The organism is Amycolatopsis sp. GA6-003, from assembly GCF_046267895.1.
In the GTDB taxonomy this organism is placed as follows: domain Bacteria; phylum Actinomycetota; class Actinomycetes; order Mycobacteriales; family Pseudonocardiaceae; genus Amycolatopsis.
This window is the reverse complement of the sequence record NZ_CP176499.1, coordinates 7,386,852-7,412,072: the sequence shown is the minus strand read 5'-3', so window position 1 is coordinate 7,412,072 and position 25,221 is coordinate 7,386,852. Positions and strand designations below refer to the sequence as shown.

The 25,221-nt window shown below is 68.7% G+C and carries 22 protein-coding genes; 11 read left to right on the top strand and 11 right to left on the bottom strand.

Translation table 11 applies throughout. From position 1 onward, the window contains the following. Window positions 1–13: 13 nt before the first annotated feature. Entirely contained in the window at window positions 14–490 is a 477-nt protein-coding gene (locus F9C12_RS33595; RefSeq protein ID WP_409463058.1) for a (2Fe-2S)-binding protein, read from the top strand. On the opposite strand, the gene F9C12_RS33590 is transcribed toward F9C12_RS33595, so the two are convergent. Then, window positions 465–1,430 (bottom strand): EamA family transporter, encoded by a 966-nt coding sequence (locus F9C12_RS33590; RefSeq protein ID WP_409463057.1) that lies wholly within the window; start codon window positions 1,428–1,430, stop codon window positions 465–467. The two genes, F9C12_RS33595 and F9C12_RS33590, sit on opposite strands and share 26 nt — an antisense overlap. A 135-nt stretch (window positions 1,431–1,565) precedes the next feature. On the opposite strand from F9C12_RS33590, the gene F9C12_RS33585 reads away from it, so the two are divergent. After that, window positions 1,566–2,045 (top strand): carboxymuconolactone decarboxylase family protein, encoded by a 480-nt coding sequence (locus tag F9C12_RS33585; RefSeq protein WP_409463056.1) that lies wholly within the window; start codon window positions 1,566–1,568, stop codon window positions 2,043–2,045. A gap of 79 nt (window positions 2,046–2,124) precedes the next feature. Here the strand turns inward: F9C12_RS33585 and F9C12_RS33580 are convergent, their stop codons facing one another. The 5 genes from F9C12_RS33580 to F9C12_RS33560 all read right to left on the bottom strand — a co-directional run bounded on the left by F9C12_RS33580 (window position 2,125) and on the right by F9C12_RS33560 (window position 5,940). After that, a complete protein-coding gene (locus tag F9C12_RS33580) occupies window positions 2,125–2,358 on the bottom strand; it encodes a biotin/lipoyl-containing protein (protein WP_409463055.1) in 234 nt (77 codons plus the stop codon). Then, window positions 2,355–3,389 carry an alpha-ketoacid dehydrogenase subunit beta gene (locus F9C12_RS33575; protein ID WP_409463054.1) on the bottom strand — a complete coding sequence of 345 codons (1,035 nt, stop codon included), beginning with the start codon at window positions 3,387–3,389 and terminating at the stop codon, window positions 2,355–2,357. Before F9C12_RS33575 ends, F9C12_RS33580 begins: the two co-directional genes overlap by 4 nt. A 23-nt stretch (window positions 3,390–3,412) precedes the next feature. Further along, the gene (locus tag F9C12_RS33570; RefSeq protein ID WP_409463053.1) at window positions 3,413–4,393 is read right to left on the bottom strand and encodes a thiamine pyrophosphate-dependent dehydrogenase E1 component subunit alpha; all 981 of its coding nucleotides are present in this window, start codon (window positions 4,391–4,393) and stop codon (window positions 3,413–3,415) included. A gap of 89 nt (window positions 4,394–4,482) precedes the next feature. Beyond that, window positions 4,483–5,220 carry an IclR family transcriptional regulator gene (locus F9C12_RS33565; protein WP_409463052.1) on the bottom strand — a complete coding sequence of 246 codons (738 nt, stop codon included), beginning with the start codon at window positions 5,218–5,220 and terminating at the stop codon, window positions 4,483–4,485. 318 nt (window positions 5,221–5,538) lie between these two features. Beyond that, a complete protein-coding gene (locus tag F9C12_RS33560) occupies window positions 5,539–5,940 on the bottom strand; it encodes a RidA family protein (RefSeq protein WP_409463051.1) in 402 nt (133 codons plus the stop codon). 92 nt (window positions 5,941–6,032) lie between these two features. Here F9C12_RS33560 and F9C12_RS33555 point away from each other — a divergent pair, with 92 nt between their 5' ends. Together F9C12_RS33555 and F9C12_RS33550 are read left to right on the top strand one after the other, a co-directional pair. Further along, window positions 6,033–7,007 (top strand): helix-turn-helix transcriptional regulator, encoded by a 975-nt coding sequence (locus F9C12_RS33555; protein WP_409463050.1) that lies wholly within the window; start codon window positions 6,033–6,035, stop codon window positions 7,005–7,007. A gap of 105 nt (window positions 7,008–7,112) precedes the next feature. Beyond that, on the top strand, window positions 7,113–8,420 hold the full coding sequence (locus F9C12_RS33550) for a lipase family protein (protein WP_409463049.1): 1,308 nt from the start codon (window positions 7,113–7,115) through the stop codon (window positions 8,418–8,420). A gap of 1,027 nt (window positions 8,421–9,447) precedes the next feature. Here the strand turns inward: F9C12_RS33550 and F9C12_RS33545 are convergent. The 5 genes from F9C12_RS33545 to F9C12_RS33525 all read right to left on the bottom strand — a co-directional run bounded on the left by F9C12_RS33545 (window position 9,448) and on the right by F9C12_RS33525 (window position 17,024). Next, window positions 9,448–12,186: a bifunctional YncE family protein/alkaline phosphatase family protein gene (locus tag F9C12_RS33545; protein ID WP_409463048.1), complete on the bottom strand. Its 2,739-nt coding sequence runs from the start codon at window positions 12,184–12,186 to the stop codon at window positions 9,448–9,450. Window positions 12,187–12,190: 4 nt separating this feature from the next. Beyond that, the gene (locus tag F9C12_RS33540) at window positions 12,191–13,546 is read right to left on the bottom strand and encodes an ABC transporter permease (protein WP_409463047.1); all 1,356 of its coding nucleotides are present in this window, start codon (window positions 13,544–13,546) and stop codon (window positions 12,191–12,193) included. Beyond that, window positions 13,543–14,472 (bottom strand): ABC transporter ATP-binding protein, encoded by a 930-nt coding sequence (locus tag F9C12_RS33535; RefSeq protein WP_409463046.1) that lies wholly within the window; start codon window positions 14,470–14,472, stop codon window positions 13,543–13,545. The genes F9C12_RS33540 and F9C12_RS33535 overlap by 4 nt, the downstream gene beginning before the upstream one ends. Window positions 14,473–14,603: 131 nt before the next feature. Next, window positions 14,604–15,557 carry an MsnO8 family LLM class oxidoreductase gene (locus F9C12_RS33530; protein WP_409463045.1) on the bottom strand — a complete coding sequence of 318 codons (954 nt, stop codon included), beginning with the start codon at window positions 15,555–15,557 and terminating at the stop codon, window positions 14,604–14,606. A gap of 75 nt (window positions 15,558–15,632) precedes the next feature. Further along, window positions 15,633–17,024, bottom strand: a complete 1,392-nt coding sequence (locus F9C12_RS33525) for an APC family permease (protein WP_409463044.1) — start codon at window positions 17,022–17,024, stop codon at window positions 15,633–15,635. Between the two features lie 163 nt (window positions 17,025–17,187). On the opposite strand from F9C12_RS33525, the gene F9C12_RS33520 reads away from it, so the two are divergent. From F9C12_RS33520 to hpaD, 7 genes are all read left to right on the top strand, one after another. Then, complete coding sequence (locus F9C12_RS33520; protein ID WP_409185751.1) at window positions 17,188–17,799, top strand: TetR/AcrR family transcriptional regulator; 612 nt, start codon at window positions 17,188–17,190, stop codon at window positions 17,797–17,799. Then, window positions 17,796–18,869, top strand: coding sequence for a P1 family peptidase (locus F9C12_RS33515; RefSeq protein WP_409185750.1), 1,074 nt, complete (start codon window positions 17,796–17,798; stop codon window positions 18,867–18,869). The genes F9C12_RS33520 and F9C12_RS33515 overlap by 4 nt, the downstream gene beginning before the upstream one ends. A gap of 664 nt (window positions 18,870–19,533) precedes the next feature. Continuing rightward, on the top strand, window positions 19,534–20,979 hold the full coding sequence (locus tag F9C12_RS33510; RefSeq protein WP_409463043.1) for a fumarylacetoacetate hydrolase family protein: 1,446 nt from the start codon (window positions 19,534–19,536) through the stop codon (window positions 20,977–20,979). Next, complete coding sequence (locus tag F9C12_RS33505) at window positions 20,967–21,659, top strand: GntR family transcriptional regulator (protein WP_409185748.1); 693 nt, start codon at window positions 20,967–20,969, stop codon at window positions 21,657–21,659. Before F9C12_RS33510 ends, F9C12_RS33505 begins: the two co-directional genes overlap by 13 nt. Beyond that, window positions 21,656–22,600, top strand: a complete 945-nt coding sequence (gene dapA / locus F9C12_RS33500; protein ID WP_409463042.1) for a 4-hydroxy-tetrahydrodipicolinate synthase — start codon at window positions 21,656–21,658, stop codon at window positions 22,598–22,600. The genes F9C12_RS33505 and dapA overlap by 4 nt, the downstream gene beginning before the upstream one ends. 2 nt (window positions 22,601–22,602) lie before the next feature. Then, a complete protein-coding gene (gene hpaE, locus F9C12_RS33495; RefSeq protein WP_409463041.1) occupies window positions 22,603–24,111 on the top strand; it encodes a 5-carboxymethyl-2-hydroxymuconate semialdehyde dehydrogenase in 1,509 nt (502 codons plus the stop codon). Beyond that, a complete protein-coding gene (gene hpaD / locus F9C12_RS33490; protein ID WP_409185745.1) occupies window positions 24,108–25,160 on the top strand; it encodes a 3,4-dihydroxyphenylacetate 2,3-dioxygenase in 1,053 nt (350 codons plus the stop codon). The genes hpaE and hpaD overlap by 4 nt, the downstream gene beginning before the upstream one ends. The last annotated feature ends 61 nt before the right edge of the window (window positions 25,161–25,221 follow it).

Here is a 25,221-nt window from a genome sequence, read left to right as displayed (position 1 = left end):
GAGCACTCCACCGATGAGCAAGCACACCTTCATCCTCAACGGGAAGCCGGTGTCCGTCGACGTCGACGACAACGTGCGGCTGCTGTGGGTCCTGCGCGACGTGCTCGGCGTGCGCGGCCCGAAGTACGGCTGCGGCATCAACGTGTGCAAGGCCTGCACGTCGCACTTCAACGGCAAGGCGTTCAACCCGTGTTCGGTGCGGGTGGCCGACATCAAGGCCACCGACGAGATCACCACGATCGAGGGTCTGCCGGACACGGTGAAGGCCGACCTGCACCCGATGCAGGAGGCCTGGCTGGAGCACGACGTCGCGCAGTGCGGCTACTGCCAGCCCGGCCAGATCATGGCGGCGGTCGCGAAGGTCAAGGAGGCCAAGGCGAAGGGCCGCGAGATCACCGACGCCGACCTGGACGAGATCCGCAACGTCTGCCGCTGCGGCACCTACTCCCGGATCCGCGAGGCGATCAAGGTCGGCGCGGCGAAGATGTAACCGGGTTCGCTTGCCCCGCAGCCGGTTCCGGTCGCGGGGCAAGCTTTCCCGTCTGTGCCAACGTTCCTCCGCCGAGCAGCACCGCCACCCCGAGCAGCTGCACCGGACCCAGCGCCTCGCCCAGCAAGAGCCACGCGAGCAGGGCGGCGACCAAGGGTTCGGCCAGCGCCAGGACTCCGGCCAGGGCGACCGGCAAGCCGCTCAACGCGTGCAGCCCCGCCAGATACGGCAGCACCGTGCCGAAGACGGCCAGAATCAGCAGAACCAGCCAGACCGGGATCGTCGCGCTGCCAAGCGGCACCGGACTCGAGGCGATCTTTAACGTCCACAATGGACTTACCGCGATGGTCGCCACCGCCCCGATCGCCAGCCCGGCCGCGGTCATCCCGAGCGGATCGTGCCGCCGCGCACCGCGTTCGCCGAGCAGGAAGTAGCCCGCGGAACACACCGCCGACGCCACTCCCGCCGCGACGCCCAGAAAGTCCAGCCTCGCACCCGGTCCGAGACCGGCGATCAGCACCAGCCCGGCGATCGCCAGCGCGATGCCCAGCCACACCGCCGCCGGCAGCCGTGTCCGCCGCACGACGCGCACCCACAGCGCGACCAGCACCGGCGACAGGTTCACCAGCACCATCGCCACCGCGACCGGAATCCGGGACACCGCAAGGAAAAAGAACAGCTGCACGCCCGCGACGCCGAGGAGTCCGTAACCGAGCGGCAGCCACCATTCCCCGCGCCGGAACCGCAAGGCCCGAGGCCGCAGCAGCGCGACGCCGGGTACGAGCAGAACCGCGGCGAGGCCGATCCGGACCGCCGTGACCGCCGCCGGGCTCCAGCCCGCGTCCAGCACCGCCTTGGCGAGCGGGCCGGAACTCGCGAACAGCGTCCAGGAGACCAGGCTCAGCCCGGTCGCCCGCGCGGTCCCGCCGTGGTCGGCCATCTCCGCATTCTGCGTCCCGTCCCGGCGGCCGGGCCACCCGTTTTCCGGATGCGACGCGGGTCACAGCCAAAGCTGTCACATCCGGCGGGCGGCCGGCATCTCATGGGCATCCGCTTCACCACACTGGAGGATCTGATGAGCGCACGGTTCGACCTGATGAACAACGACCTCGGCAAGTCGCTCGCCAAGCGGTTCGCCGGGCTGAGCATGCTGCTGAACAACGCGCCGCTGCCGAAGGCGACGCAGGAGCTGGTTTCGCTGCGGGCCAGCCAGATCAACGGCTGCGGCTTCTGCACCGACATGCACACCAAGGACGCCACCGCGGCCGGCGAGACCGCGGAACGGCTCCACCTGGTCGCCGTCTGGCGCGAGGCGACCGTGTTCACCCCGGCCGAGCGGGCCGCGCTCGCGCTGACCGAGGAAGCCACCCGGATCGCCGACCGCGGCGAGGTTTCGGACGAAGCGTGGGCGCAGGCGCGCGAGCACTACGACGACGACCAGCTCGCCGCCCTGATCTGCCTGATCGGGCTGATCAACGCGGCGAACCGGATGAACGTCATCGTGCGCACGCCGGCCGGGCTGTACCAGCCGGGCCAGTTCGCGAACGTCGTCTGAACGCGACACACGGGCCGCCGCCGGGCAACGGTGGGACCCGGCGGCGACCCGTCGCCAGCACGGGGCGACCCGTGCGTCTTCATTCGATGCGGGCGATCGGCGCGCCCTGCTTCACCACTTCGCCCTCCCCCACCAGAAACCGCACCACGCCGGAAGCCGGGGCCGGCACTTCCGCGTCGACCTTGTCCACCGCGACCTCCGCGATCAGCTCGCCTTCGCGGACCGTCGCCCCGTCCGAGGCGAACCAGGTGGCGAGGACGCCCTCGCCGTCCGGGTCGTTCTCGGACAGGACGGGAAACGGAACGTCGGTCATGCGCCCACCAGGTTGAGCACGGCCTGGCGGATCCGCGCCGGGGTCGGCAGCACCGCGTACTCCAGCGGTCGCGCGTACGGAATCGGCACGTCCGGTACCGCTACGCGCGCCGCGGGGGCGCGCAGCAGGGTCGGATCCCGCTCCACGACGCGGGCGATCACCTCGCCGGACAGCCCGAACGACAGGTAATCCTCGTCGACCACGAGCAACCGGCCGGTTTTGCCGACCGAGCCGAGAATCGTGTCGGTGTCCAGCGGGACCAGGCTGCGCAGATCCACGACCTCGCAGTCGACGCCCTGCCCGGCCAGCTCGTCGGCGACGTCCAGCGCGTGGTGGACCGACAGCGACAGCGTCACGACGGTGACGTCGCTGCCCGGGCGCACGACGTTCGCCTTGCCGATCGGGACCTCGTGGTCGCCTTCCGGGACCGGGCCGATGGAGCGGCGGTTCTTCGCCATCCACGGCAAGCCCATGACTCCCTTGTGGAACAGGTACACCACCGGGTTGTCGTCGCGGATCGCGGAAGTCATCAACCCCTTGGCGTCCGCTGGATTGCTCGGCACGACGACCTTCATCCCGGGCAGATGCGCGAACGTTCCCCACAGGCATTGGGAATGCTGTGCCCCGTCCGAATATCCGCCGCCGACCGCGGCGGTCAGCACCATCGGCACGGACACGTTCCCGCCGGATTCGTAATGGATTTTCGCCATGTGGTTGTAGATCTGGTCCATGCAGACGCCGAAGAAATCGACGAACATCAGCTCGACCACCGGCCGCAGGCCCTCGACCGCCGCTCCGATCGCGGCGCCGATGAAGGCGGTCTCGGAAATCGGCGTGTCGAGCACCCGGCCCGGGCCGAACCGGTCGAGCAACCCCGTGGTGGAGCTGAAGATCCCGCCGTAGGACCCGACGTCCTCGCCGAGCACGAACACCCGCTCGTCGTGCTCCATTTCCCGCGCGATGGCCTCGACCATCGCTTTCGCGGTGCTGAGTTTCCGCCCGGCGGGCGCGGAGGGTTCGGTGAGCGTCATTGCTGCGTCTCCTCGCTGTGTCGTCAGGCTCGCGCGAATACGAAATCCAGCGCGGTGGCGGGGTCCGGCTCGGGGCTTTCCTTGGCGAACGCGATCGCCGCTTCGACTCGTTCGCTGGCCGCGGTTTTGCATTCGGCGACTTTCGCGTCGTCGAGCACGCCGTCGGCACGCAGCTGGTTCTCGTAGGTGGGCAACGGATCCCGCCCGGGTACACCGTCCAAATCGGACCGATAACCCTGTGCGTCGCCCTCGAAGTGGCCCCACAACCGCAGTGTGTGCACCTCGAGCAGGCTGGGCCCCGCACCAGCACGAGCCCGCGCGACCGCCTGGCCCGCGGCTTCATGGACTGCCTCGACCGAGTTGTCCTCGACGCGTACGCCCGGAATCCCGTACCCGGCGGCGCGGTCCGCGTTCGACGTGACACACGTGGACGCGCTGCGCGGCACCGAGATGCCCCAGTCGTTGTCCTCCACCACGAAGACCACCGGCAGCTTCCACAACGCCGCGAGGTTGAGCGATTCGTGGAACGCGCCCTGGTTCGCCGCGCCCTCGCCGGTGACCGCGACGGCGACCCGGTCCGTGCCGCGGCGCTGGAACGCGAGCGCCTGCCCGAGCGCGGGCGGGTAGCCCTCGGCGATGATGCCGGAGCAGGAGAAGTGCACGGCGGGGTCGAACAGGTGCATATGCCCGCCGCGGCCGCTGCCCAGTCCAGTTGCCCGGCCAAATATCTCAGCGGTCATCCGGTGGAGATCGACGCCGTGCGCGATGGCGAAATGGTGCGGCCGGTGCGTCGCGGTGACCGCGTCGTCGCCGGTGAGATGCGCGCAGACGCCCGCCGCCACCGGCTCCTGCCCGGCGGACAGGTGCATCTCGCCGGGGATCAGGCCGGCGCCGATGTCGAAGACGGGTTTCTTGTCGGCGTGGTACTCGCGGAGGATGGCCTCCTCGTAGGTGCGGATCAGGACCATCGTGCGGTAGAGGGCCAGCCTGTCCTGCGGTTCCATCGGACCTCCCGTTCGCTCTGGAGGCCACTTTCGCCGGGCTTTCCCCGGCGGACAACGGGCGGGATTTCAGATGGTGATAACGGGCCGGTTCAGCGCGTGACGGCCAGTGCGCGAGACACCCGTTGGGCTGCTCGGCGCAACGACTGCAACGGCGCGGAGCCCAGCCGTCGCGCGGGCAGGGAGATCGCGACCGCACCCAACGCACCCGGCGTGCGGACGGTCGTCGCCAAGCACGCGGTGCCGAGCAGATACTCCTCGCGGTCGTTGAACACATCACCGCTCTGCGACAGCCGCTGCTCCAGGACCCGGCTGTCGGTGATGGTGTGCGGCGTGAGGTCGGCCAGCTGATGGCGCGACAGATAATCCCGGCGGCCCTCGCTGTCGAGACCGGACAGGATGCACTTGCCGAACGCCGTCGCGTGCGCCGATTCGTGCACGCCGACCCACAGGTCGACCGACGGGGCGGCCGGGCCGTCGGCGATGTCGATGAGCTTGATGTCGCCGTCGGAGTAGAGCGAGAGGTAGGCCGCGCCGTGCACCTCGTCGCGCAGGGCTCGCAGCACCGGGCGGATCTTCGGCAGCAAGGCGTGCAGCGACGTGTGCTGGCGCAGTTCGCTGACCTGGCTGCCGAGCGCGTAGCCGTCTTCGAGTTTGCGGAGATATCCCTCGTGGACCAGGGTGCGCAGCAGGTGATACGTCGTGGGCAGCGGCAGCCCGACCGTCCGGGCGAGCACCTTGGCCGGCACCGGCCGTTCACTCGCGCCGACCGCGTCGAGCAGGTGCAGCGCGCGCTGCACGGACCCGATCAAGGTCGGCTCAGCCGCCATGGGTGTCACCTCCGCCGCGTCCCTGCGGAGTCCAGCATGCGCTACCGCCCTGACCTGGGCAAGAGCGGTTCCACCGGACGGCTCACGGGGTGCCGCGGCGGGTTCGTTCGGCGGCGATCAGGGTGGCCAGCCGACGACACCCGGCCGCCACCGGTGAGATGGCACAGACCGTTCCGAGAGATCCGCTGCCTGCCGCTTGGATCGCTGCTTGGTCGCGGTCGGCGAACCGGGCGTCGCTGGCCAGCCCCCGAAGCGACCGGCCAGCGCACCATTTCCGGCCTGCCTCGTCCTATCCGCGGGCGGGCCGAGGCAAGGGAGCTACCGGTCGGCGACCGCGGTTCCCTCCAGTTCGACCAGCAGGGTCGGGATCGCCAGCCGGGTCACGCCGAGCATCGTGGTCGCCGGGGCGGCGCCGGCCGCGGCCAGGCGGGCGGCGAGGACGCCGTAGTGCTGGAAAAGCAGGTCGACGTCGGTCGTGAAGACGTTGAGCCGGACCAGGTTTTCCAGCGACATGCCCGCTTCGGCGAGCACTGCTTCCACGTTGTCGAGGCTCAGCGCCACCTGCTTCGCCATGTCCCCGGCGTGCTGGGGTTCGCCGTCGCCGTTCATCGCGGTCTGCCCGGAGCAGTACAGGGTCCGGACCGGCCCGGAGACCAGTTCGCCCTGGTTGTATCCCATCGCCGTCGACCACGGCCACGGGTTGACAGTCGTTCGCTCCACCACTTGCTCCATTCGCGTTCTCAGCAGTACCCGGAGCAGCCTCGCAAGCAATAGACGACATCTTGTGTCACGTATTAGGTAGAGTTTCCGGCATGCGCGCCGACCGGTTGGTCTCGCTGGTCCTGCTGCTGCGCCAGCGCGGCCGGCTGTCCGCGGCCACCCTCGCGCGCGAGCTGGAGGTGTCCACTCGCACCGTGCTGCGCGACATCGACTCGTTGTCCGCGGCGGGCGTCCCGGTCTACGCCGAACGCGGGCGGAACGGCGGTTTCGCGCTGCTGCCCGGATTTCAGACCGAGCTCACCGGGCTGAACCACGACGAAGCACTCGCCTTGCTGGTCGCCGGGTCGCGGCGCGGCGCGCAGGCGTTCGGTCTCGGTTCGGCGCTGGCTTCGGCGATGCTCAAGGTGGTCGACGCGCTGCCGGAAAGCCATCGGGCGACGGCCGCGGGCGTCGCCGAACGATTGCTCATCGACCCGGAAACCGACCTCCTCTCCCGCCGCTCGGTCGCCGACGAGGTGCCGGACGCCGTGGTCGCCGAGATCCGCCGCGCGGTGTTCGCCGGACATCAGGTGCGCATCCGCTACCAAGCGGTGAACCAAGCCCCGAAATGGCGCACAGTGCACCCGATTGGACTGGTCACCGTGCGGGAGCTGGGATATCTGCTGGCCACGCGCGACGGTGCGGACCGGACCTACCGGCTGTCCCGGGTGCTGGCCGCCGAGGAACTCAACGAACCCGCGCAGCGGCCGGATCGAGTGGACCTGGGCCGGGCGTGGCAGGAACGCAGCACCCGGTTCCGCACCGGAGGCGACCGCATCGTCGCACTAATCCGAATTCGCCCGGAGCAGCGAGAAGAATTGACCCGCACCGCGCTCGCGATTCACCGGGAAGAAACCAGTACCAACGGATGGCTTCAGCTGGAGGCGGCTTTCCAGGATTCCCGGCACGCCGAATGGGCGCTGTGGCAGCTCGCCGGGAACGCGGAAGTCCTTGCCCCGCAAGCGTTGCGCACCGCGATCCACGACCGCGCCGCCGCGCTCGCCGCCGCCTACGCCGGGCCCGCCTGAGCCTCCCGCGCCGGCCGTGCCTGCACCTTCCGTAGTTGTGCGAATACCTACTCGCTGGTAAGTTACCCGCCAGTCGTGATCCACTTCATGGTTCAAAGGGGAGTCATGATCCCGAAACCCGTCCGTGCGCTGATCGCCGCCGCCGCTCTCGCGATCACGTCCGCCGTCGCGCTGCCCGCCGCGGCCTCGGCCGATTCCTTCTACAGCTACGACGGCAGCACGCCGCTTTCGTCGTACGCGCCGGGCACCGTATTGAAGACGCGGACGTTGACATATCACGTCTTCGGCTTCCCGACCCCAGTACAGGCCACGCAGCTGCTCTACCGGACCGCCGACGCGCGCGGCAACCCCACCGCGAACGTCACCTCGGTCGTCCGCAATCCCTTGAACAACAACGGAAAAGCCGTGTCGTACCAGTCCGCGTACGACTCGCTGGACCCTGCGGACGCACCGTCCCGCGCGATCGCGGGCGACGTCCGGCTCGGCGGCCTGCTGCCGAACGCCGAGTCGCTGCTCATCGCGCCCGCGCTCGCGCTCGGGTACAGCGTCGTCATCCCGGACACCGAAGGCCCGACCGCCGATTTCGCCGCGGGTCCGGAATACGGCAAGACCACTTTGGACTCCATTCGCGCCGCGACGCACGCGTCCGGAACCGGAATGACCGAAAACACCAAATTCGGCCTCCTCGGCTATTCCGGCGGGGCGATCGCGACCGGCTGGGCGTCGGCGATCGCCGGGAGCTACGCGCCGGAGGTCGAGAAGAACCTCGTCGGTTTCGCCGAGGGCGGGGTGCTCGTCGACCCCGCGCACAACCTCAAGTACGTCGGCGGCAGCCCGATCTGGTCCGGCGTGATCCCGATGGCGTTGATCGGGGTCGCGCGCAGCTACGACATCGACCTCAAGCCGTACGCCAGCGAGTACGGCCTCAAGGTGCTCGCCGAGCTGGAGCACGCGTCGATCGCCAACGCGCTCGGCCACTACCCCGGGCTGACCTGGCAGAAGCTCGTGAAGCCGGAGTACGCGGACCCGGATTCGGTGCCGCCGTTCGTCGACGCGGTCAACAAGGTGAACATCGGCTCGGCGGCGACGCCGTCGATTCCCGGATTCATCGCGCAGGCCAACAACGGCGCGCTCGAAGGCACGGTCAGCAACGAGCCGGGCATCGGCACCGGCGACGGCGTGATGGTGGCCGGGGACGTCCGGGCGCTCGCGAATCAGTACTGCGACACCGGAAACACCTCGATCAAGTACACGCAGTACGACGCGCTCAGCCACGCCACCGCGGTCCCGGTGTGGGCCCCGGCCGCGACCGCCTGGCTCAACGACCGCTTCGCGGGCAAAGCCGCGCCGTCCAGCTGCGGGCACATCCCGCCGGGGAACTCGCTGGAACCGGAGCAGCACACCGGGTCCTGACCGGCTGATTCCGGGCAACGGTTCGGCGACGAAATCCCTGCGACTGCGTCACCTTCGTCGCCGAACCGCCCGGTCCGCCCGCACACTGACCGCATTCCGCCCGGCCTGCCCCGGGACCTCCGACCGCCCTCGCGGCGGCTACCCAGGCAGGCACGTCATGAACACCACTCCTCCACCGCTGCGCAGACTTCCCCTCCGGTGCGCGCTCCCGGCCGGGATTCTGCTCCTTTCCGCGTGCGGCGGGCCTACTGCCGTCCCAGCGCCGTCGAGCATCGCCGCTCCCAGTACCACGGCAGCCCAGAAGGCGACCGCAGGACCGTCCCGTTCGGACGGTCAGCCCTCCTGCACCTCGACGCGGAATTGGGGCACCGGAAGCAATGAAAGCTCCGGGGCGACCACGAATGCGTTATACCTGGTCACGGTCAGCCGACATGAGTGTTACGACGAAGTGGTATTCACCGTCGATGGCGCGGGCGCAGCCGGATTCACCGTGCGGTATGTGCCGCTCGTGACCGCCGATCCTTCCGGGAAGCCTTTACCAGTACCCGGAAACGCAGTCCTGCAAGGTGTAATTCGCGCACCTGCGCAAGGCTTCGACGACAGTGGACACCAACCCGGTCGCGTGCTCGCGCAAATCGGCGATTATTTAGCACGGCCGACCGGTTGGGCGTCCTTGCGCGCGGTCCGTTTCGCGGGTTCTTTCGAAGGTCAGTGCACTTTCGCCATCGGTGTCCGGGATCGGGTGCCGTTCCGGGTGAGCAGCCAGGAAGTGCCTGCAGACCAGATCCGCCGGGTAGTAGTCGACATCGCGCATTGAGACCCGGATCAGTGGCGCAACGCGTCGGCGGGCCCTCGGGTGCCAACAGTGCCAGCCGCCACCAGTGCTCCACCACCGCACGCACGTTGAGATATCACGGTGGCCACCTGGAAAGCGGGGCGTCCGCGACTTGCCCGCCCCACGTCGGGGCTGAAACCGAGAAAGCCTCTGCCCGCACACCGGCGGACAGAGGCTTCCCCAGCTACTGGATCAGCCGTCCGAATCGGCCGACGGGATGAACGCACCCGGCACCTGATCCGGCGCGAAGATCTTGTCCTCGCCCGGATACGGCTGGGTCCATCCGTGCACCTGGTACCACGTGAAGTGGTCCATCTGCGCGGGGTTGGCGTAGTCCGCCGTGGCGTTCGGGCCGGTCAGCTTTTGCTGGGCCTGCCATTGCTGCCACTGCTGCGCCAGCTGCTGCTTGTCCGCGGGCACCGCCGCCGAGGCCGCCGCGGTGGAGGCGGTCGGGACGTTGTCCGTGCCGCACGGCGGCGGGGTCTTCAGTCCCGCGGTCAGCGACGTCTGGTTCGGCACCGCGGTGAACGGCGTGTAGTCCGGCCGCGGCGTGAACGCGGTCGCCATCGGGGTGGCCGCGCTGTCCTTCTGGTTCATCGGGTGGATGCCGAGGATCTGCTCGATGGTGCGGATCATGGTGATCTGCGAGTAGTACCGGCTGTCGGTCAGCTTGCGCTGCGCGTACGGGCTGATGATCTGGACCGGGGCGCGGTGCCCGTCGACGTGGTCCAGTCCGGCCTGGGAATCGTCCTCGACGACGAAGATCGCCGAGTCCTTCCAGTACTGGCTGTGCGAGATCTTGTCCACGATCTTGCCGACGGCCAGGTCGTTGTCGGCGACCTGCGCGGCCGGGCTCGGCGGTCCGCCGGTGTGGTCGCTCGACAGCCAGAACATGTTCAGGTCCGCCGGGCCGTTCTTCTCGAAGTCGTTCTTCCAGATCTCGTACCGGTACTGGTCCGGCACCGCGGTGTCGAACTTCGGGAAGCCCGGCACCGAAACGCTGTTCAGCGACGGGATCGGCGACGACGAGACCAGCGGGTAGGCGGTCGGCGCGCCGGTCGCGGCCATGTTCTTCGAATCGCAGTACAGGTTCTGCCAGCTCGCGCCCGCGGGCTTGGTCAGGAACTGGTGGAACTCGCCGAAGTCGCGGACGGTCTTGCCCGCCGCCTGCGCCCCGGTCCACAGGAAACCGCTGCGCTGGTGTCCCAGCGCGTCGTCCTCAGTATCGTAGCTGCGCTTGTACTCGCCCGCGGACGACTCGGTGTACTCCGGGTTGTCCGCCTGCATCAGCCAGTTGTGCCCCTCGGCCGAGTTCGTGCCGATGTCGTAAGTGTTGTCGTACAAGCCGAACTGCTCGGCCAGCGCGTGCTGATTCGGCGTGACCGCCTTGCCGAACTGCGCGAGCGCCGGGTCGCCGTTGCCCTTCGCCATGTCGCCGAAGAGCTGGTCATACGTCCGGTTTTCCTTGACCAGCAGGAAAACGTGCTTGATCGTGGACGGGTCGCCGAGCCGTCGCGGCACCGGAACCGGCTTGACGTCGCGGTTGCCGTACGCCTTCTGCACCGAACCCGGCGTCCAGCCGTTCTGCTTGAACACCCGGGAGGTCTGCGTCCAGGTCTGCCAGTCGGTCGGCAGGGTGAACCGCTGCAGGCTCGACGTGGTGTCGTGCGTGGCGTGCCCGGCCGCGGTGGTCGGACGGCGGGCGTCGATGCCGCGGGTGTTCGCGACGAGGATGTTGTTGCCCGAGGCTGAGATACCAGACGGGAAGTAGTCCGTCGGCAGCAGGCCGATGAAGGCGGCGGGGGCCTGCGGGAACCAGTAGCGGTAGACCGCGACCGCGTTCGCCCGGCCGAGGGTCACCAGCAGGTGCCCGTCGTCGGTGAGCGCGATGTCGGTCGGTTCGTAGCCGACCGTCGCTTCCGGCCACGGCTGCGTCGCGATGGTCTGGACCACGACGTCGCGCTGGGCGTCGATCACCGAAACGCTGTCGCCGCCGGTGTTCGCCACGAACAGGGTGTTGTTCTTGGCGCGCAACGCGGTCGGGTGCAGGCCGACGTCGATGCTCTTCACCGGAGCGGACGGGTTCGCCAGGTCGATCACGCTGACCGTGCCGGTGGTGGCGGCCGCGGTCTTCGGGTCGGCGACGATGTCGGTGCCGTACGAATTGATCGTGGTGTCGCCCGGCTTCGCCGCGCGGCCGCCCTCGTTGCTGACGTAGATCCGGTTGCCGATCCGCACCAGCGCCCGCGGCGCGTTGCCGACGGTCCAGCTCTGCTTGAGCTGGCCGCTGGCCGCGTCGATCGCGACGACGCGGTTCTGGCCGTTCACCGCCGAGTACACAGTGGACCCGTCCGCGGAGAAGATCGCCCCCGCGGCAAGGGAATGCTTGTCCCCGTCGGCCGGGATCGGCACGAACGCCGGGTTCGCGACGCTGCCGTCCGGGTTGACGGCGAACTTGCGGTAGCCGTCGATCTGGCCCAGCCACAGCGTTGTGCCGTCCGGCGAGTACGTCGGGCCTTCCTGGCCGACGTCGTTTCCGGGCAGCTGCAGGTCGGCCTTCTTGTCCTTGCCGACGAGCTGCTGCACCTTCCAGCTCTTCAGGTCGACGATGGTCAGCGCGATGCCGCCGTCGGCGGTCAGCGCGGCGAGGTGGCTGCCGTCCGGGCTGACCGCCGACGACATGATCTTGCCGCCTCCCAGGACCAGCCGCTCGCCGATCGGCTTGAGGTACTGGTCGCTGGAGATGGTCAGGCCGTTTTCGGTTTCCTGGCCGACCTGGTCGGTGCCGAACTGCTTGGTGGAGGCGAGGCCGATGCCCGAGCCGGCGGCGACGAGAGCGACCGCGGACGCCCCCGCCGTGACGAAGCGCAGCTTGCGGGATCCGCGGAGTCCGTTCTTCCCGCCACGCCTGCGACGGCGCGTTACTTGCATGTCCTCATCCCTTCGTGGAGGAGAGCAGCTCGACGTTGCCGTCGAACTGCCACAGCGGGTTGGGCCGGTCCCCCTCCGGGGTCCGCACCTGGAAGTAGCCGTTCACTTCCTTCGGTCCGTCGCCGTCGGCGACATACCGCCCGTCCGAGGTGACATCGAGCTGGTAGATCGCCTGCCCGGTCGCTGAGATACCAGGGAGATGCCACGAGACGACGCACCGCCAGTCGTTGCCGGGGCCTTCGGCTTCGACGAGGCCGCCGCCCTTCGTGCATTCCGTGCTCGCCGCGAGCTGCTCCTCCGTCACGTCCGGCCGGTGCAGCTGGGCAGCCTGGATCCGGTAGAGGTGCGCGAACTCGGTGGACAGCGACTGCTGCAGCTTCGCCTGGTCGATGCCCGAACCGGACGCCGGCGTCGCGACCGCGACGACCGCCGCCGTGACGCCGATCAGCGCGGCCAGCGGCAGCAAGCCCGCCGTTAAGATGCGACGACCGGCTCCGTCATATGTCAGATCGGTGAAGTCGCGTCTCAGGAACAGCACGTAGGCCAGTGCAGTCGCGACCACTGCCCAGACCAGGCTCACGCCCACGCCGATCAGCAGCGGACCGAGCTGGGCGGGATCGGTGAAGAGTCCGTTCCACGAGATGAACGCGTACGTCGGCAACGCGAGCCGCACCACGACCGGCAGCGGCAGCAGCTGCGCCACCGCCATCACGAGCGCGACCACCGCGGGCAGCAGCAGGCCCATCGGCGACCGTCCTAACGCGACAGAGCCGAGCAGGCCGATTCCCGCCAGGGCAAGGGTCGGAGCGAGCACGCAGATCCACGCGAGCACGACCTTCACCGCCGCGTCGCCCGAGGACAGCAGGTGTCCGTCGAGCCCGATCAACGGCTGCCCGCCGACCGCGACGAGGCCGCCGACCGTGCCGGACACCGCCAAGCCGAGGACCAGCAACAGGATCACGGTGAGACTGGCGAGTGCCTTCGAGACGAAAATCCGCCGGTACGACCGCATCGCCACCAGTAGATGCCGCCAGGTGCCGAGCCGGTCCTCGGCGGAGAAGACGTCCCCGGCGACCAGCGAGGTCAGCAGCGGAAGCGCGTAGCTGCCGGCGAATCCGAGCAGTACGAGCGGACCGGCCCAGCCGGTGAGGTTCATCAGGCGGCCGAAGAGAGTGTCCACCGGCAGGTCGCTTTGCTGGCTGACCGCGGCGACGAACACCGCGGGCGCGAGCCAGCAGGCAAGCAGCAACACGCGGATCCGCCACTGCGACACCAGTTTCACCAGCTCGAACCGGTAACCGCGGCCCAGTCCGACCGGGCGGACGGAGGCCGGTGCTTCCGGGGCCTCGAGGACGGTCATCGCTTCTCCCCCTGCTCCGTCAGCTCCAGGAATGCCGCCTCCAGCGGCAAAACGACCGGAGCCAGCTCCCGAACGCCGATGCCCTTGCCGACGACCCGCGCGACCAGGTCGTCCAAGGCGGGCACGAGGCCGCTCACCACCAGGACGTCGGCCTGTCCGCGCGGGGTCTGGGTGTCGTCGATCCGCAACCCGGGGACATTTTCAGCGATCTCGCGCGCGGCTTTCTGGTCCGAAGTGACCAGACGGTAGGCCAGCTCTCTGTCCTCTGAGGACAGTTTCGCCAGCGGGCCGGTGAAAGCCACGCGGCCGGCGGACAGGATGGTGACCTCCGAGCAGAGCGCTTCGAGGTCGTCCATCCGGTGGCTGGACAGCACCACCGCGGTGCCCTCGTCGGCGAGCCGGGTGAGCACGCTGTGCACGTGTTTCTTGCCCGCCGGGTCGAGGCCGTTGGCGGGCTCGTCGAGGATCAGCAGCCGCGGTTTGGTCAACAGCGCGGCAGCGAGGCCGAGGCGCTGGCGCATGCCGAGGGAGAACCCGCGCGTCCGGTCGTCGGCGACGTCGGTGAGCCCGACCTGCGCGAGGAGGTCGTCAAGGTCGACGGTCTGTCCGCGCAGCGAGGCCAGCGCGGCGAGGTTCTGCCGCGCGGTGAGCGAGGGGTACAGCCCCGGCCCGTCCACGAAGCCGGAGATGCCGTCCGGGGTGGCGAGCGCACGGCCGACCGGACGGCCGAGGATCTCGAGTTCGCCCTCGTCCGCGACCGCGAGTCCGAGCAGCAGGCCGAGCAGGGTGGTCTTGCCCGCGCCGTTCGGTCCGACAAGCCCGTGGATCTCGCCGTACGCCACGTCGAGATCGACGGCGTCCAGCGCGAGCACGTCGCCGAAACACTTGGTGATCGCGCGGGCTCGCACCGCGTCGCTGGTGTTCATGATTCCCCACTTTCCGAAGCCGTGAGGAACTTAGGCACGACAAGTGACATGCGAACCCGCGCCAGGTTGAACGTTGGGGAAACCCCGTGCGCCGGAGCCGGTTTCGCGGCGATCAACCGGACAAAACGGGATCAATCGCGCGACGGCAAGGCGTCCGAGATCTCCCGGACCAGCGCATAGGACCGTTTCCGCTCCGCGTGGTCGTGCACCGCAGTGGTGATCATCAGCTCGTCCGCGCCGGTTTCGGCGATGACTGTGCGCAACGAATTCCGCAGTGCCGCCGGGGCTCCGGCGAGGACCGGGCCGGGGCCGACCGCCGGGTCCACGACCGCGTCTTCCGGGCGCGGCAACAAGATCCGCTCGCCGCGCGAACGGCTCAATGCCTTAGCCCGAATGGACCTGGCCAGCCATTCGGCCCGGTCTTCGGTCGCCGCGGCGATGACCGCGACGCTGACCACAATGGACGGCTCGAGTGTCCGACCGGGACGGAAGTTTTCGCGGTAGATCCGGGTCGCGGCGGCGGCTTCGGCGGGGCGGAGGTGGTAGGCGAACGCGTAGGGCAGACCGAGTTCCGCGGCGAGGTGTGCGCTTGCCGTGCTTGAGCCGAGCAGCCAGATGTCCGGAACGTTCCCTTGGGCGGGAGTCGCGCGCAGCGGCTGGTCGGTATCGGCGAAGTAGGCCAGCAATTCCTTGACGCGGCGGGGAAAGCTCTCCGCCGGGCCGGGTTTCAGGGCTTCCGCCACCCGTTGCGGACCGCCGAGCGCGCGGCCGAGTCCGAGGTCGATCCGGCCCGGATGGAACGCGGCGAGCGTGCCGAATTGCTCGGCGACGACGAGCGGCGGATGGTTGAGCAGCAGGACGCCGCCCGCGCCGACGCGAATCCTCTTCGTCGCGTCCGCGATCCGGGCGGCCGCTACCGCGGGCGCGGCGCTCGCGACCCCGCGCATGCTGTGGTGTTCGGGCAGCCAATAGCGGTGATATCCCAGTTCGTCGGCCAGTTCGGCGAGGTCGACCGTGCGCTGCAACGCCTCGCGCGCGGTCGATCCCGCGACGATCGGCGACGTGTCCAGCACTGAAACCCGCACCCGGGCATCATCCCGGACCCGGCGCGGCAGGACAACCGGACCGCCCACGTCCTCAGTGGACGGTCCAGCCGCGGCTTACGTGGTCTCCCGCACCGGCGCGGGCTCGGCCTCTTCCTCCACCGCCTCGCTCAGCTGCCAGCCGCCCCGGCGACGCAGCACCACGAGGTAATATCCCAACGCCAGCAACGCGATCCCCGCCGTGACGATGAGGCTGGGCCGCCCGATCACCGGGTCGGTCGCGTTCACGTACAGCACGAATGCCAGCGCCACCAACGCCACTACCGGCGCGATCGGGAACCCGGGCATCCGGTACTTCGCCCCCGCCGTCGCTCCGGAGCGGCGGCCGAAGATCGCGCCGAGGCACAGCGCCGCGTACACCACGACGATCGACGTGCTGGTCACGACTGTCAGGATTTGCGGGTCCACAAAGCACAGTGCGGCGGCGATGAAGCCGGTCGCCAGCGTCGCGACCCACGGGGTGCCGAACTTCGGATGCACCGCGGACAGTGCGCGGTTCATCGCCTTCGGCCACGCGCGGTCGCGGCCGCTGCTGAACACCAGCCGGGAGCTGATGAGCACGATCGCGAGCACGGCGTTGATGATGGCGAGCGCGACCGCGAGGCTCAGCACAGTGTCCAAAGTGGTCCCGCCGCGGGCCTGCACGAAGTACGACAACATGTTGGGAGAGCTGAACAAAGTGCCGAGATCCGGTGCGCCCATCAGCACCGCGGTGACCGGGACCAGTTCGGCCAGGACGGTGACCCCGAGTCCCATGAGGACAGCGCGCGCCACCCCGCGTCCGGCGTCCTTGGTCTCCTCTCCGAAGTAGACAGCCGAGCCGTAGCCGTTGTAGGCGAAAATCGCGATCGCGGTCGCGATCATCACCGCGCTGATCGTCGCCGGACCGCCGCCCGGCGCGACCGGATGCGCGAGCAGATCGGTGAACGGACGCGCCGGGCTGGCCAGCCCGAGCACCGCCACCACGGCCAGCGCGAGCAGCTCCACCGCGAGGAAAACGCCGGTGACCCAGGCGTTCAGCTTGATGTCGAACACCGCGACGATCGCGGCGAGCACGCACGTCACCGACGCCACGACCGCCGGGGACACGCCGGGCAGCACCACGCTCAGGTAGGTGCCGACGCCGAGCGCGATCACCGCGACGATCAGCACCTGCGTCACGATCATGATGCCCAGCACCATGAAACCGGGCAGTTTGCCCAGCGTGCGGGCGGCGATCGTGTACTCGCCGCCCGCGCTCGGGAAGGCCGAGCCCAGTTCGGCGTACACGAAGGCCATGAAGATGCCGACCACGGCGGCGGCGAGGAACGCGTAGAAGGCGCCCGATCCGGCGCCGGCGAGGACGCCCGGCGCGATGACGAACACCGAGGACGCCGGGCTGATCGCGGAAAGCGTGATCAGCAGCATGCCGAGGGTGCGCAACCCGCGGCGCAAGACAGGGGTGGACAACGCTGGCCTCCATCACGTCGTTGCTGAAGTCCGTTGTTTGAATGGAACTCAAATAACCAGCTGGGCGTTCAGCTAAGGCCCTCGCGCCCGCCACGTCAAGACTTTGGCGGTCTCGATCCGATCGGGGGTTGCGTTTTTCGCGATTTGTTCAAAGAATCAAGGCATGGCAAGACCGAGCAAGGCCCCCGAGCGGCGGGCGGAACTGGTCGCGGCGGCGCGGCACACGGTCGTCGAACGCGGCGTGCTGAACCTGAAGCTGCGCGACGTCGCGGACCACGCCGGCATGTCGCCGGGTTCCCTGTTGTACTACTACCCTTCCCTGAGCGACCTGCTCGAAGACGTGCAGCAGGAGGCCGTCGAACGGTTCTGCGTGGCACGCGAAGCCGCGGTCGCGGCCGAGTCCGACCCGCGCGCCCGGATGCGCGCGATGATCAGCAGCGGGCTGCCGAACGGCAAGAACGACGAGCTGTGCGTGCTGCTGTACGAACTGGGCACCATCGCCCGCCGCGAACCGGCGTACGCCGCGCGGCACATCGCGCTGTACGAACGCCAGGTCCGCGGGTATGTCGGCATCCTGGAAGCCGGTGCGGCGACGGGGATTTTCGACTTGACCGACGACCCGGTCACCATCGCCCGCAACCTCGTCACTCTCGAAGACGGGTATGGACTGCACCTGACGCAAGCAGTCCCGCCGCTCGACCGGTCCGTCGCCGAGTCGATGGTGCTGTCCTACGCCCGCGTTTCGACCCGATGCTCCCTGGAGGACCCCGCATGACCCGCGCCCGCGACCTAGGACTCGCCCTCGGCGGCAAGCCCGGACCGCACAACGCGATCACTGATATCCCAGGCGTCGAGGTCGGGTACACCACTTTGATCGAAGGCGATTCGGTGCGGACGGGCGTCACCGCGATCCTGCCGCGCGGCCGCGACCAGTTCGACGTGCCTTGCTCCGCGGGCACCTTTTCGTTGAACGGCAACGGCGAAATGACCGGACGCGCCTGGCTTGCCGAGACGGGTTCGCTGACCCTGCCGGTTCTGATCACCAGCACGCACTCGGTCGGACAGTGCCACCGGGGGACGATCGACTGGGTCGTCCGCGAGCGCCCGGACGCCGCCGCGGAGTGGCTGCTGCCGGTTGTGGCAGAGACGTGGGACGGATATCTCAACGACGTCAACGCCCCGACCATCCGGACCGAGCACGCCGTCGCCGCCATCGATGCGGCGACCTCCGGACCTATCGCGGAGGGCTCGGTCGGCGGCGGTACCGGCATGACCTGCTACGGCTTCAAGGGCGGGACCGGCACGTCGTCGCGGGTGGTGGCGCATGGCTCGGACAGCTACACCGTCGGCGCGCTGGTGCAGGCGAACTTCGGAAGCCGCTCGGAACTCACCGTGGCCGGCACGCACCTGGGCGGCGAACTGGCCGACGACAACCCCATGGCCGACACGAGCTGGCTCGCTCCGGCCGGTGCGGGGTCAGTGATCGTCGTGATCGGGACCGACGCGCCCCTGCTGCCTGGCCAGTGCACCGCGCTGGCCCGCCGGGTGCCGCTGGGCCTGGCCCGGACCGGAACCACCGGGTCGCACTTCTCGGGTGACCTGTTCCTGGCCTTCAGCACGGCGAACGCGGGGGCTTTGACCAGCCATTTCCCGCGACCGGACGACGAACCTTACGAAAGCCTGCGGTTCGTGCCGTGGGGAGCGATCGACCCGTTCTTCGAGGCGGTGGTGCAGGCGGTGGAGGAGGCGGTGCTGAACGCGCTGGTGGCGAATGAGGAGATGGTCGGGCACCGGGGGCACCGGGTTCCGGCGCTGCCGCTGAGCCGCTGGCAGGAGGGGGCCTAGAGCAGGCGCGGCGGGCTCGCCCGGGCGCTTGGCTGGGTATGCGCCGCGCCTGGGCGAGCCGGAGCTTCACAGCACGCTCCGCGTGCGAGAGACCCGCCCCCGCCGAAAAAAGCCTCGTGAGCGCTTGTCACGGTTCTCACCGGGATGAGCGCTCACGAGGCCCATCTTGACGCCGCCGCATAATCCGCCGAGACGGGCGCAGGGCACGCATCAGAACGGCGAGGTCTCGAAGCCCCTTGGTATCTCCGGTCTTGTGCACGATGAATGCCGCGAGGCCGAGCACTGCTACGAAGGCAGTCAGGGTGCACAGGGGTATCACCAGCAACAGCAAGTCAACTCCGCAACGACGTACACCGGCCCCGGTGCCGATGTTGCTGCTTCGAGTTGTCTGCAGTTGCTGCGGCTCACGTCTCCATCCCCCTGGAACCGAGCAGTCATCCGGGCACTGCTCCGTAGCTGCGTTGCACACAGCTCGCGCCGTGGCACCAGCGCTTCCAGGGCTCCCCAATAAGGGCCATAAGCCACAAGTACCGCAGATAGTACTGGCCGACGCGCGGCATCGCGACACCCCCGGCGCGTCGCCACCCCTTGCCCAGACCCGCCAGGATCGTATATCTTTTGAGATATCTTCCTCTCCCGACGACATCCGGGCAGGTCAACCCCCATGAGTCCCGCATCGAGCACCACCCCGCCGGAGCGGCCGGGCAAGGTCATCGCGCTTCATCTGAACTATCCGTCCCGCGCCAGGCAGCGCGGGAGGGTCCCGGCGAAGCCTTCCTACTTCGTCAAGCCGGCCACCTCGATCAGCGCCTCCGGCACCCCCATCGAGCGTCCGGCGGGCACCGAACTCCTTGCCTTCGAGGGCGAAATCGCGCTCATCATCGGCAAACAGGCCCGGCGCGTCAGCCCCGAGGAAGGCTGGAGCTGCGTCGAGAGCATCACCGCCGCCAACGACTTCGGCGTATACGATTTGCGGCACGCCGACGGCGGATCCAATCTCCGTTCCAAGGGCGGCGACGGTTTCACCCCGCTCGGGCCCGCCACGATTCCCGCCGCTGAGGTCGACCCGCGGAACCTTCGCGTCCGTACCTGGGTCAACGGAAAGCTCGTCCAGGACGACACCACCGAGGACCTCATTTTCGACTTCGGCACCCTCGTCGCCGACCTCTCCCAGCTGAGCACCCTCGAACCCGGCGACGTCATTCTCACCGGGACGCCGGCGGGATCGTCCGTCGTGAAGCCGGGCGACGTGGTCGAGGTCGAGGTCAGTCACGGCGAGAAGACCACCGGGCGGCTGGTCACGCCGGTCACCGAGGGCACCACGCCGCTCCCGGAGTTCAGCGCACAGCCCAAAGTGGACGACAAGCAGCGCGAACAGGCTTACGGCGACCGGGAATCCGCGGGGCTCCCGCCGGAATTCGAACTCACCGAAGAACTCAAGACCAAACTCACCAGCGTAGGCACCGCAACGCTTTCCGCCCAGCTGCGCAAAAACGGCTACAACCACGTCTCCATCGACGGTCTCGGCTCCACCCGCCCGGACAAGAAACTCATCGGCCGGGCCAGGACACTGCGCTATGTCCCGTTCCGCGAGGACCTCTTCAAATCCCACGGCGGCGGCTTCAACGCCCAAAAACGCGCCATCGACTCCCTCAACCCCGGCGACGTCCTGGTCATGGAAGCCCGCGGCGAAAAGGGAACCGGCACTGTCGGCGACATCCTCGCCCTGCGCGCGCAGGTCCGCGGCGCGGCGGGAATCGTCACCGACGGCGGCGTTCGCGACCTGGCGGCGGTGGCAGCGCTGGACATTCCGACTTACCACTCCGGCCCGCACCCCGCGGTGCTCGGCCGCCGGCACGTTCCGTGGGACGTCGACATCACCATCGCCTGCGGCGGCGCGACAGTGCAGCCGGGCGACGTGATTGTCGGCGATTCCGACGGCGTGCTGGTGATTCCGCCGCATATGGCGGAAAAGATCGCGGACGCGGCGATCGAGCAGGAGCGCCAGGAAACGTTTATCGCGGAACAGGTCGCGAACGGCGAAAGCGTCGACGGCCTCTACCCGATGAACGAACACTGGAAGGCCAGGTACGCCCAGTGGCGCCCGTAGCAGGCGAAAGCAAATCCCAGCGCGCGTACCGCTGGATCAAGGACCGGATCGCCGACCGGACTTTCGGTCCCGGATACCGTTTGGTGCTGGGGCAAATCGCCAAGGAACTGGACGTCAGCGTCGTCCCGGTGCGCGAAGCGATCCGGCTGCTCGAAGCCGAAGGGCTGGTCACGTTCGAGCGGAACGTCGGCGCACAGGTGGTGATGGTCGACGAGACCGCGTACGAGCACACCATGCAAACCCTTGCCCTGGTGGAAGGTTTCGCCACCTCGCTGTCCGCGCCGAAACTGTCCACAGCGGACATCGAACGGGCGCGCGCGGTCAACGAGCAAATGCGGCTGTCGCTGGAAAACTTCGAACCGCACCGGTTCACCGAACTGAACCAAGAGTTCCACTCCGTCCTTTTTGAACCGTGCCCGAACCCGCACGTGCTCGACCTCGTGCACCGCGGCTGGCACCGGCTGGCCTCACTGCGCGATTCGACCTTCAGTTTCGTCCCGGGCCGCGCGCACGAATCGGTCAAAGAACACGAACAACTGCTGGTGCTGATCGAGCAGAACGCCGACCCGCTCGAACTCGAGCTGGCCGCGCGCCGGCACCGCACCGCCACCCTCGACGCCTATCTCGACCGGCGGGCCGCCCCGCCCGCCGAAGCTACCCGGAAGGACCCCACCCCATGAGGTTCCGCAGTACCCCGAACGCCATCACCGGCTCGATCGCGCCGCTGATGACCCCGTTCACCGCGGACGGCGCGGTCGACCACGAGAGCCTGGCCAACCTGGTGAACTGGCAGCTCGCGTCCGGTTCGCACGGCGTCTCGATCGGCGGTTCCACCGGCGAACCCGGCGCGATGACGGTGGCCGAGCGCGCGGAGACGATCCGCACCGTCGCCAAGGCGGTGGACGACAAGGTGCCGTTCATGCCCGGCACCGGTTCGGCGAAGCTCGACGAGACGCTGGAACTGACATCTCAGGCGCGGGACGCTGGTATCGACGCCGCGCTGATCATCACCCCGTACTACGCGCGGCCCACCCAGGAAGCGCTCTACCGCTGGTATGCCACGGTCGCCAAGGAATTCCCGGACCTGCCGATCGTCGCCTACAACGTGCCGAGCCGGACGTCGGTCGACCTCGCCCCGGAGACGGTCGCGCGGCTGTTCCGCGATTTCGACAACTTCGTCGGGATCAAGGAGACCACCAAGGACTTCGAGCACTTCTCCCGCGTACTTCACTTGTGCGGCAAGGAATTGCTCGTCTGGTCGGGCATCGAGCTGCTGTGCCTGCCGCTGCTTTCCCTCGGCGGCGCCGGGTTCGTGAGCGCCACCGCCAACATCGCCCCGGCGGCCAGCGCCGAGATGTACCGCGCGTGGACCGAGGGCGACTTCGACCGCGCCCGCGAGATCCACTACGGCCTGCACCCGCTGGTCGACCTGCTGTTCGTGGAGACCAACCCGGCGCCCGGCAAATGGGTCCTGGAGCAGCGCGGGCTCATCCGGTCCGGCTTCGTGCGCCCGCCGCTGATCACGCCGACCGAACCGGGCCTCGCCCGGATCACCGAACTGATGCGCCAGGGCGAGCAGTACCTCTCGCCCGTCGACGGCTTCACTGTGGAAGGAAAGTGACCATGACCGCGCACTACGTTCCGGACAACCTGCCGGAGCACATCCGCCACTACATCGGCGGAGCGCCGGCCGACAGCGTCTCGGGCGAGACCTTCGAGGTGCTCGACCCGGTCACCAACGAGCCGTACATGACGGCTTCGGCGGGCAAGGCCGAGGACATCGACCTCGCCGTCGCCGCGGCAAAGGAAGCGTTCGACCACGGCCCGTGGCCGAAGATGCTGCCGCGCCAGCGCGCCCGGATCCTCAACAAGATCGCCGATCTCGTGGAGAGCCGCGACAAGCAGCTGGCCGAGCTGGAAACCTTCGACACCGGCCTGCCGATCAAGCAGGCCCTCGGCCAGGCACAGCGCGCGGCGGAAAACTTCCGGTTCTTCGCCGACCTGATCGTCGCGCAGGCCGACGACACCTACAAGGTGCCCGGCAAGCAGGTCAACTACGTCAACCGCAAGCCGGTCGGCGTCGCCGGGCTGATCACGCCGTGGAACACGCCGTTCATGCTGGAGAGCTGGAAGCTCGCGCCGGCGCTGGCGTCCGGCTGCACCGTAGTGCTGAAGCCGGCCGAATTCACGCCGCTGTCGGCGAGCCTGTGGGCGGACATCTTCCGCGAGGCCGGCGTGCCGGACGGGGTGTTCAACCTGGTCAACGGCCTCGGCGAGGAAGCGGGCGACGCGCTGGTCAAGCACCCGGACGTCCGGCTGATCTCGTTCACCGGCGAAACCACCACCGGCGAAACGATCTTCCGCAACTGCGCGCGCGGCCTCAAGGGCATGTCGATGGAGCTGGGCGGCAAGTCCCCGGCGGTCGTGTTCGCCGACGCGGACTTCGAAGCGGCGCTGGACTCCACGCTGTTCGGCGTCTTCTCGCTCAACGGCGAACGCTGCACGGCGGGCAGCCGGATCCTGGTCGAGCGCCCGATTTACGAGGAATTCTGCGCCCGGTACGCCGAACGCGCGCGCAACATCGTGGTCGGCGACCCGCACGACCCGGCCACCGAGGTCGGCGCGCTGGTGCACCCGGAGCACTTCGACAAGGTGATGAGCTACATCGAAATCGGGAAGACGGAAGGGAAACTGCTCGCCGGCGGCGGCCGTCCGGAGGGCCTGGAGACCGGGAACTACGTGGCCCCGACGGTGTTCGCCGACGTGAAGCCGGACGCGCGGATCTTCCAGGAGGAGATCTTCGGCCCGGTCGTGGCGATCACGCCGTTCGACACCGACGAGGAAGCGCTCGAGCTGGCCAACAACGTCAAATACGGCCTGGCCGCCTACGTCTGGACCGCCGACCTGACCCGCGCGCACACCTTCGCGCAGAACATCGAAGCCGGAATGGTCTGGCTGAACTCGCACAACGTGCGCGACCTGCGCACGCCGTTCGGCGGGGTCAAGGCGTCCGGCCTCGGCCACGAAGGCGGCTACCGCTCGATCGACTTCTACACCGAACAGCAGGCCGTGCACATCACGCTCGGCGACGTGCACACGGCGCGCTTCGGGGCCGGGAAGGACAAGGCATGACCACGACCCCGCCGGACGTCATCCGCTGCGCGTACGCGGAACTGATCGTCAGCGACCTGAAGGCGTCGCGAGAGTTCTATGTGGACGTTCTCGGTCTCGTCGTGACATACGAGGACGACGAAGCGATATACCTGCGCGCGTTCGAGGAATACCTGCACCACTCGCTGATCCTGCGCAAGGGCGCGGAACCGGCGCTGGCCGTGCTCGCCTACCGCGTGCGCGGCGAGGGCGAACTCGACGTCGCCGAGGCGTACTACCGGGAACTCGGCGTCGAGGTGCGCCGCGTCCCGGCGGGCACCACGCGCGGTATCGGCGAGGCGGTGCGCGTACTGGACCCGCTCGGTTTCCCGATCGAGTTCTTCTACGAGGCCGAACACGTCGAGCGGTTCACCCAGCGCTACGACGTGCACGGCGCGGGCGCGCTTTCGCGGCTGGACCACTTCAACGTGAACACGCCGGACGTCCCGGCCGCGCGGGCGTACTACGAGGGCCTCGGCTTCCGGGTGTCAGAAGACATCCGCGACGACGAGGGCACCGTGTACGCGGCGTGGATGTTCCGCAAACCGACCGTGCACGACGTCGCGCTCACCGGCGGCGCGGGACCGCGGCTGCACCACATCGCGTTCGCGACCCACGAGCGGCACCAGATCCTGCACATCTGCGACCACCTCGGCGCGGTGCGGAAATCGGACCAGATCGAGCGCGGCCCGGGCAGGCACGGCGTGTCGAACGCGTTCTATTTGTACGTGCGTGACCCGGACGGGCACCGGATCGAGATCTACACCCACGACTATTACACCGGCGATCCGGACAACCCGGTGATCAGCTGGGACGTGCACGACAACCAGCGCCGCGACTGGTGGGGCAATCCGGTGGTGCCGAGCTGGTACACCGAGGCCTCGCGGGTGCTCGACCTCGACGGCAAGCTCCAGCCGGTCGTCGAACGCACGGAAACGAAGGAAATGGACGTGACCATCGGCGCGGACGGGTTCTCCTACACCCGCGCCGACGGGGCCGAGCAGGGTTTCAAACTGGGCGAACAGGTCTAAGGTGCGTCCCGTCCGGGGAAGGGGCGCCAGGTCCCTTCCCCGGGCACGCAGCGGTACCGGC

Bases quoted from the DNA above. Each gene is read 5' to 3' on its own strand.
- F9C12_RS33565 (WP_409463052.1), bottom strand. From the start codon at position 5,220: ATGGCGGCTGAGCCGACCTTGATCGGGTCCGTGCAGCGCGCGCTGCAC.
- F9C12_RS33515 (WP_409185750.1), top strand. From the start codon at position 17,796: ATGACCCGCGCCCGCGACCTAGGACTCGCCCTCGGCGGCAAGCCCGGA.
- F9C12_RS33590 (WP_409463057.1), bottom strand. From the start codon at position 1,430: ATGGCCGACCACGGCGGGACCGCGCGGGCGACCGGGCTGAGCCTGGTC.
- F9C12_RS33540 (WP_409463047.1), bottom strand. From the start codon at position 13,546: ATGACCGTCCTCGAGGCCCCGGAAGCACCGGCCTCCGTCCGCCCGGTC.
- F9C12_RS33520 (WP_409185751.1), top strand. From the start codon at position 17,188: ATGGCAAGACCGAGCAAGGCCCCCGAGCGGCGGGCGGAACTGGTCGCG.
- hpaD (WP_409185745.1), top strand. From the start codon at position 24,108: ATGACCACGACCCCGCCGGACGTCATCCGCTGCGCGTACGCGGAACTG.
- F9C12_RS33510 (WP_409463043.1), top strand. From the start codon at position 19,534: ATGAGTCCCGCATCGAGCACCACCCCGCCGGAGCGGCCGGGCAAGGTC.
- F9C12_RS33575 (WP_409463054.1), bottom strand. From the start codon at position 3,389: ATGACGCTCACCGAACCCTCCGCGCCCGCCGGGCGGAAACTCAGCACC.
- hpaE (WP_409463041.1), top strand. From the start codon at position 22,603: ATGACCGCGCACTACGTTCCGGACAACCTGCCGGAGCACATCCGCCAC.
- F9C12_RS33585 (WP_409463056.1), top strand. From the start codon at position 1,566: ATGAGCGCACGGTTCGACCTGATGAACAACGACCTCGGCAAGTCGCTC.
- F9C12_RS33535 (WP_409463046.1), bottom strand. From the start codon at position 14,472: ATGAACACCAGCGACGCGGTGCGAGCCCGCGCGATCACCAAGTGTTTC.
- F9C12_RS33555 (WP_409463050.1), top strand. From the start codon at position 6,033: ATGCGCGCCGACCGGTTGGTCTCGCTGGTCCTGCTGCTGCGCCAGCGC.
- F9C12_RS33550 (WP_409463049.1), top strand. From the start codon at position 7,113: ATGATCCCGAAACCCGTCCGTGCGCTGATCGCCGCCGCCGCTCTCGCG.
- F9C12_RS33570 (WP_409463053.1), bottom strand. From the start codon at position 4,393: ATGGAACCGCAGGACAGGCTGGCCCTCTACCGCACGATGGTCCTGATC.
- F9C12_RS33580 (WP_409463055.1), bottom strand. From the start codon at position 2,358: ATGACCGACGTTCCGTTTCCCGTCCTGTCCGAGAACGACCCGGACGGC.
- F9C12_RS33595 (WP_409463058.1), top strand. From the start codon at position 14: ATGAGCAAGCACACCTTCATCCTCAACGGGAAGCCGGTGTCCGTCGAC.
- dapA (WP_409463042.1), top strand. From the start codon at position 21,656: ATGAGGTTCCGCAGTACCCCGAACGCCATCACCGGCTCGATCGCGCCG.
- F9C12_RS33545 (WP_409463048.1), bottom strand. From the start codon at position 12,186: ATGCAAGTAACGCGCCGTCGCAGGCGTGGCGGGAAGAACGGACTCCGC.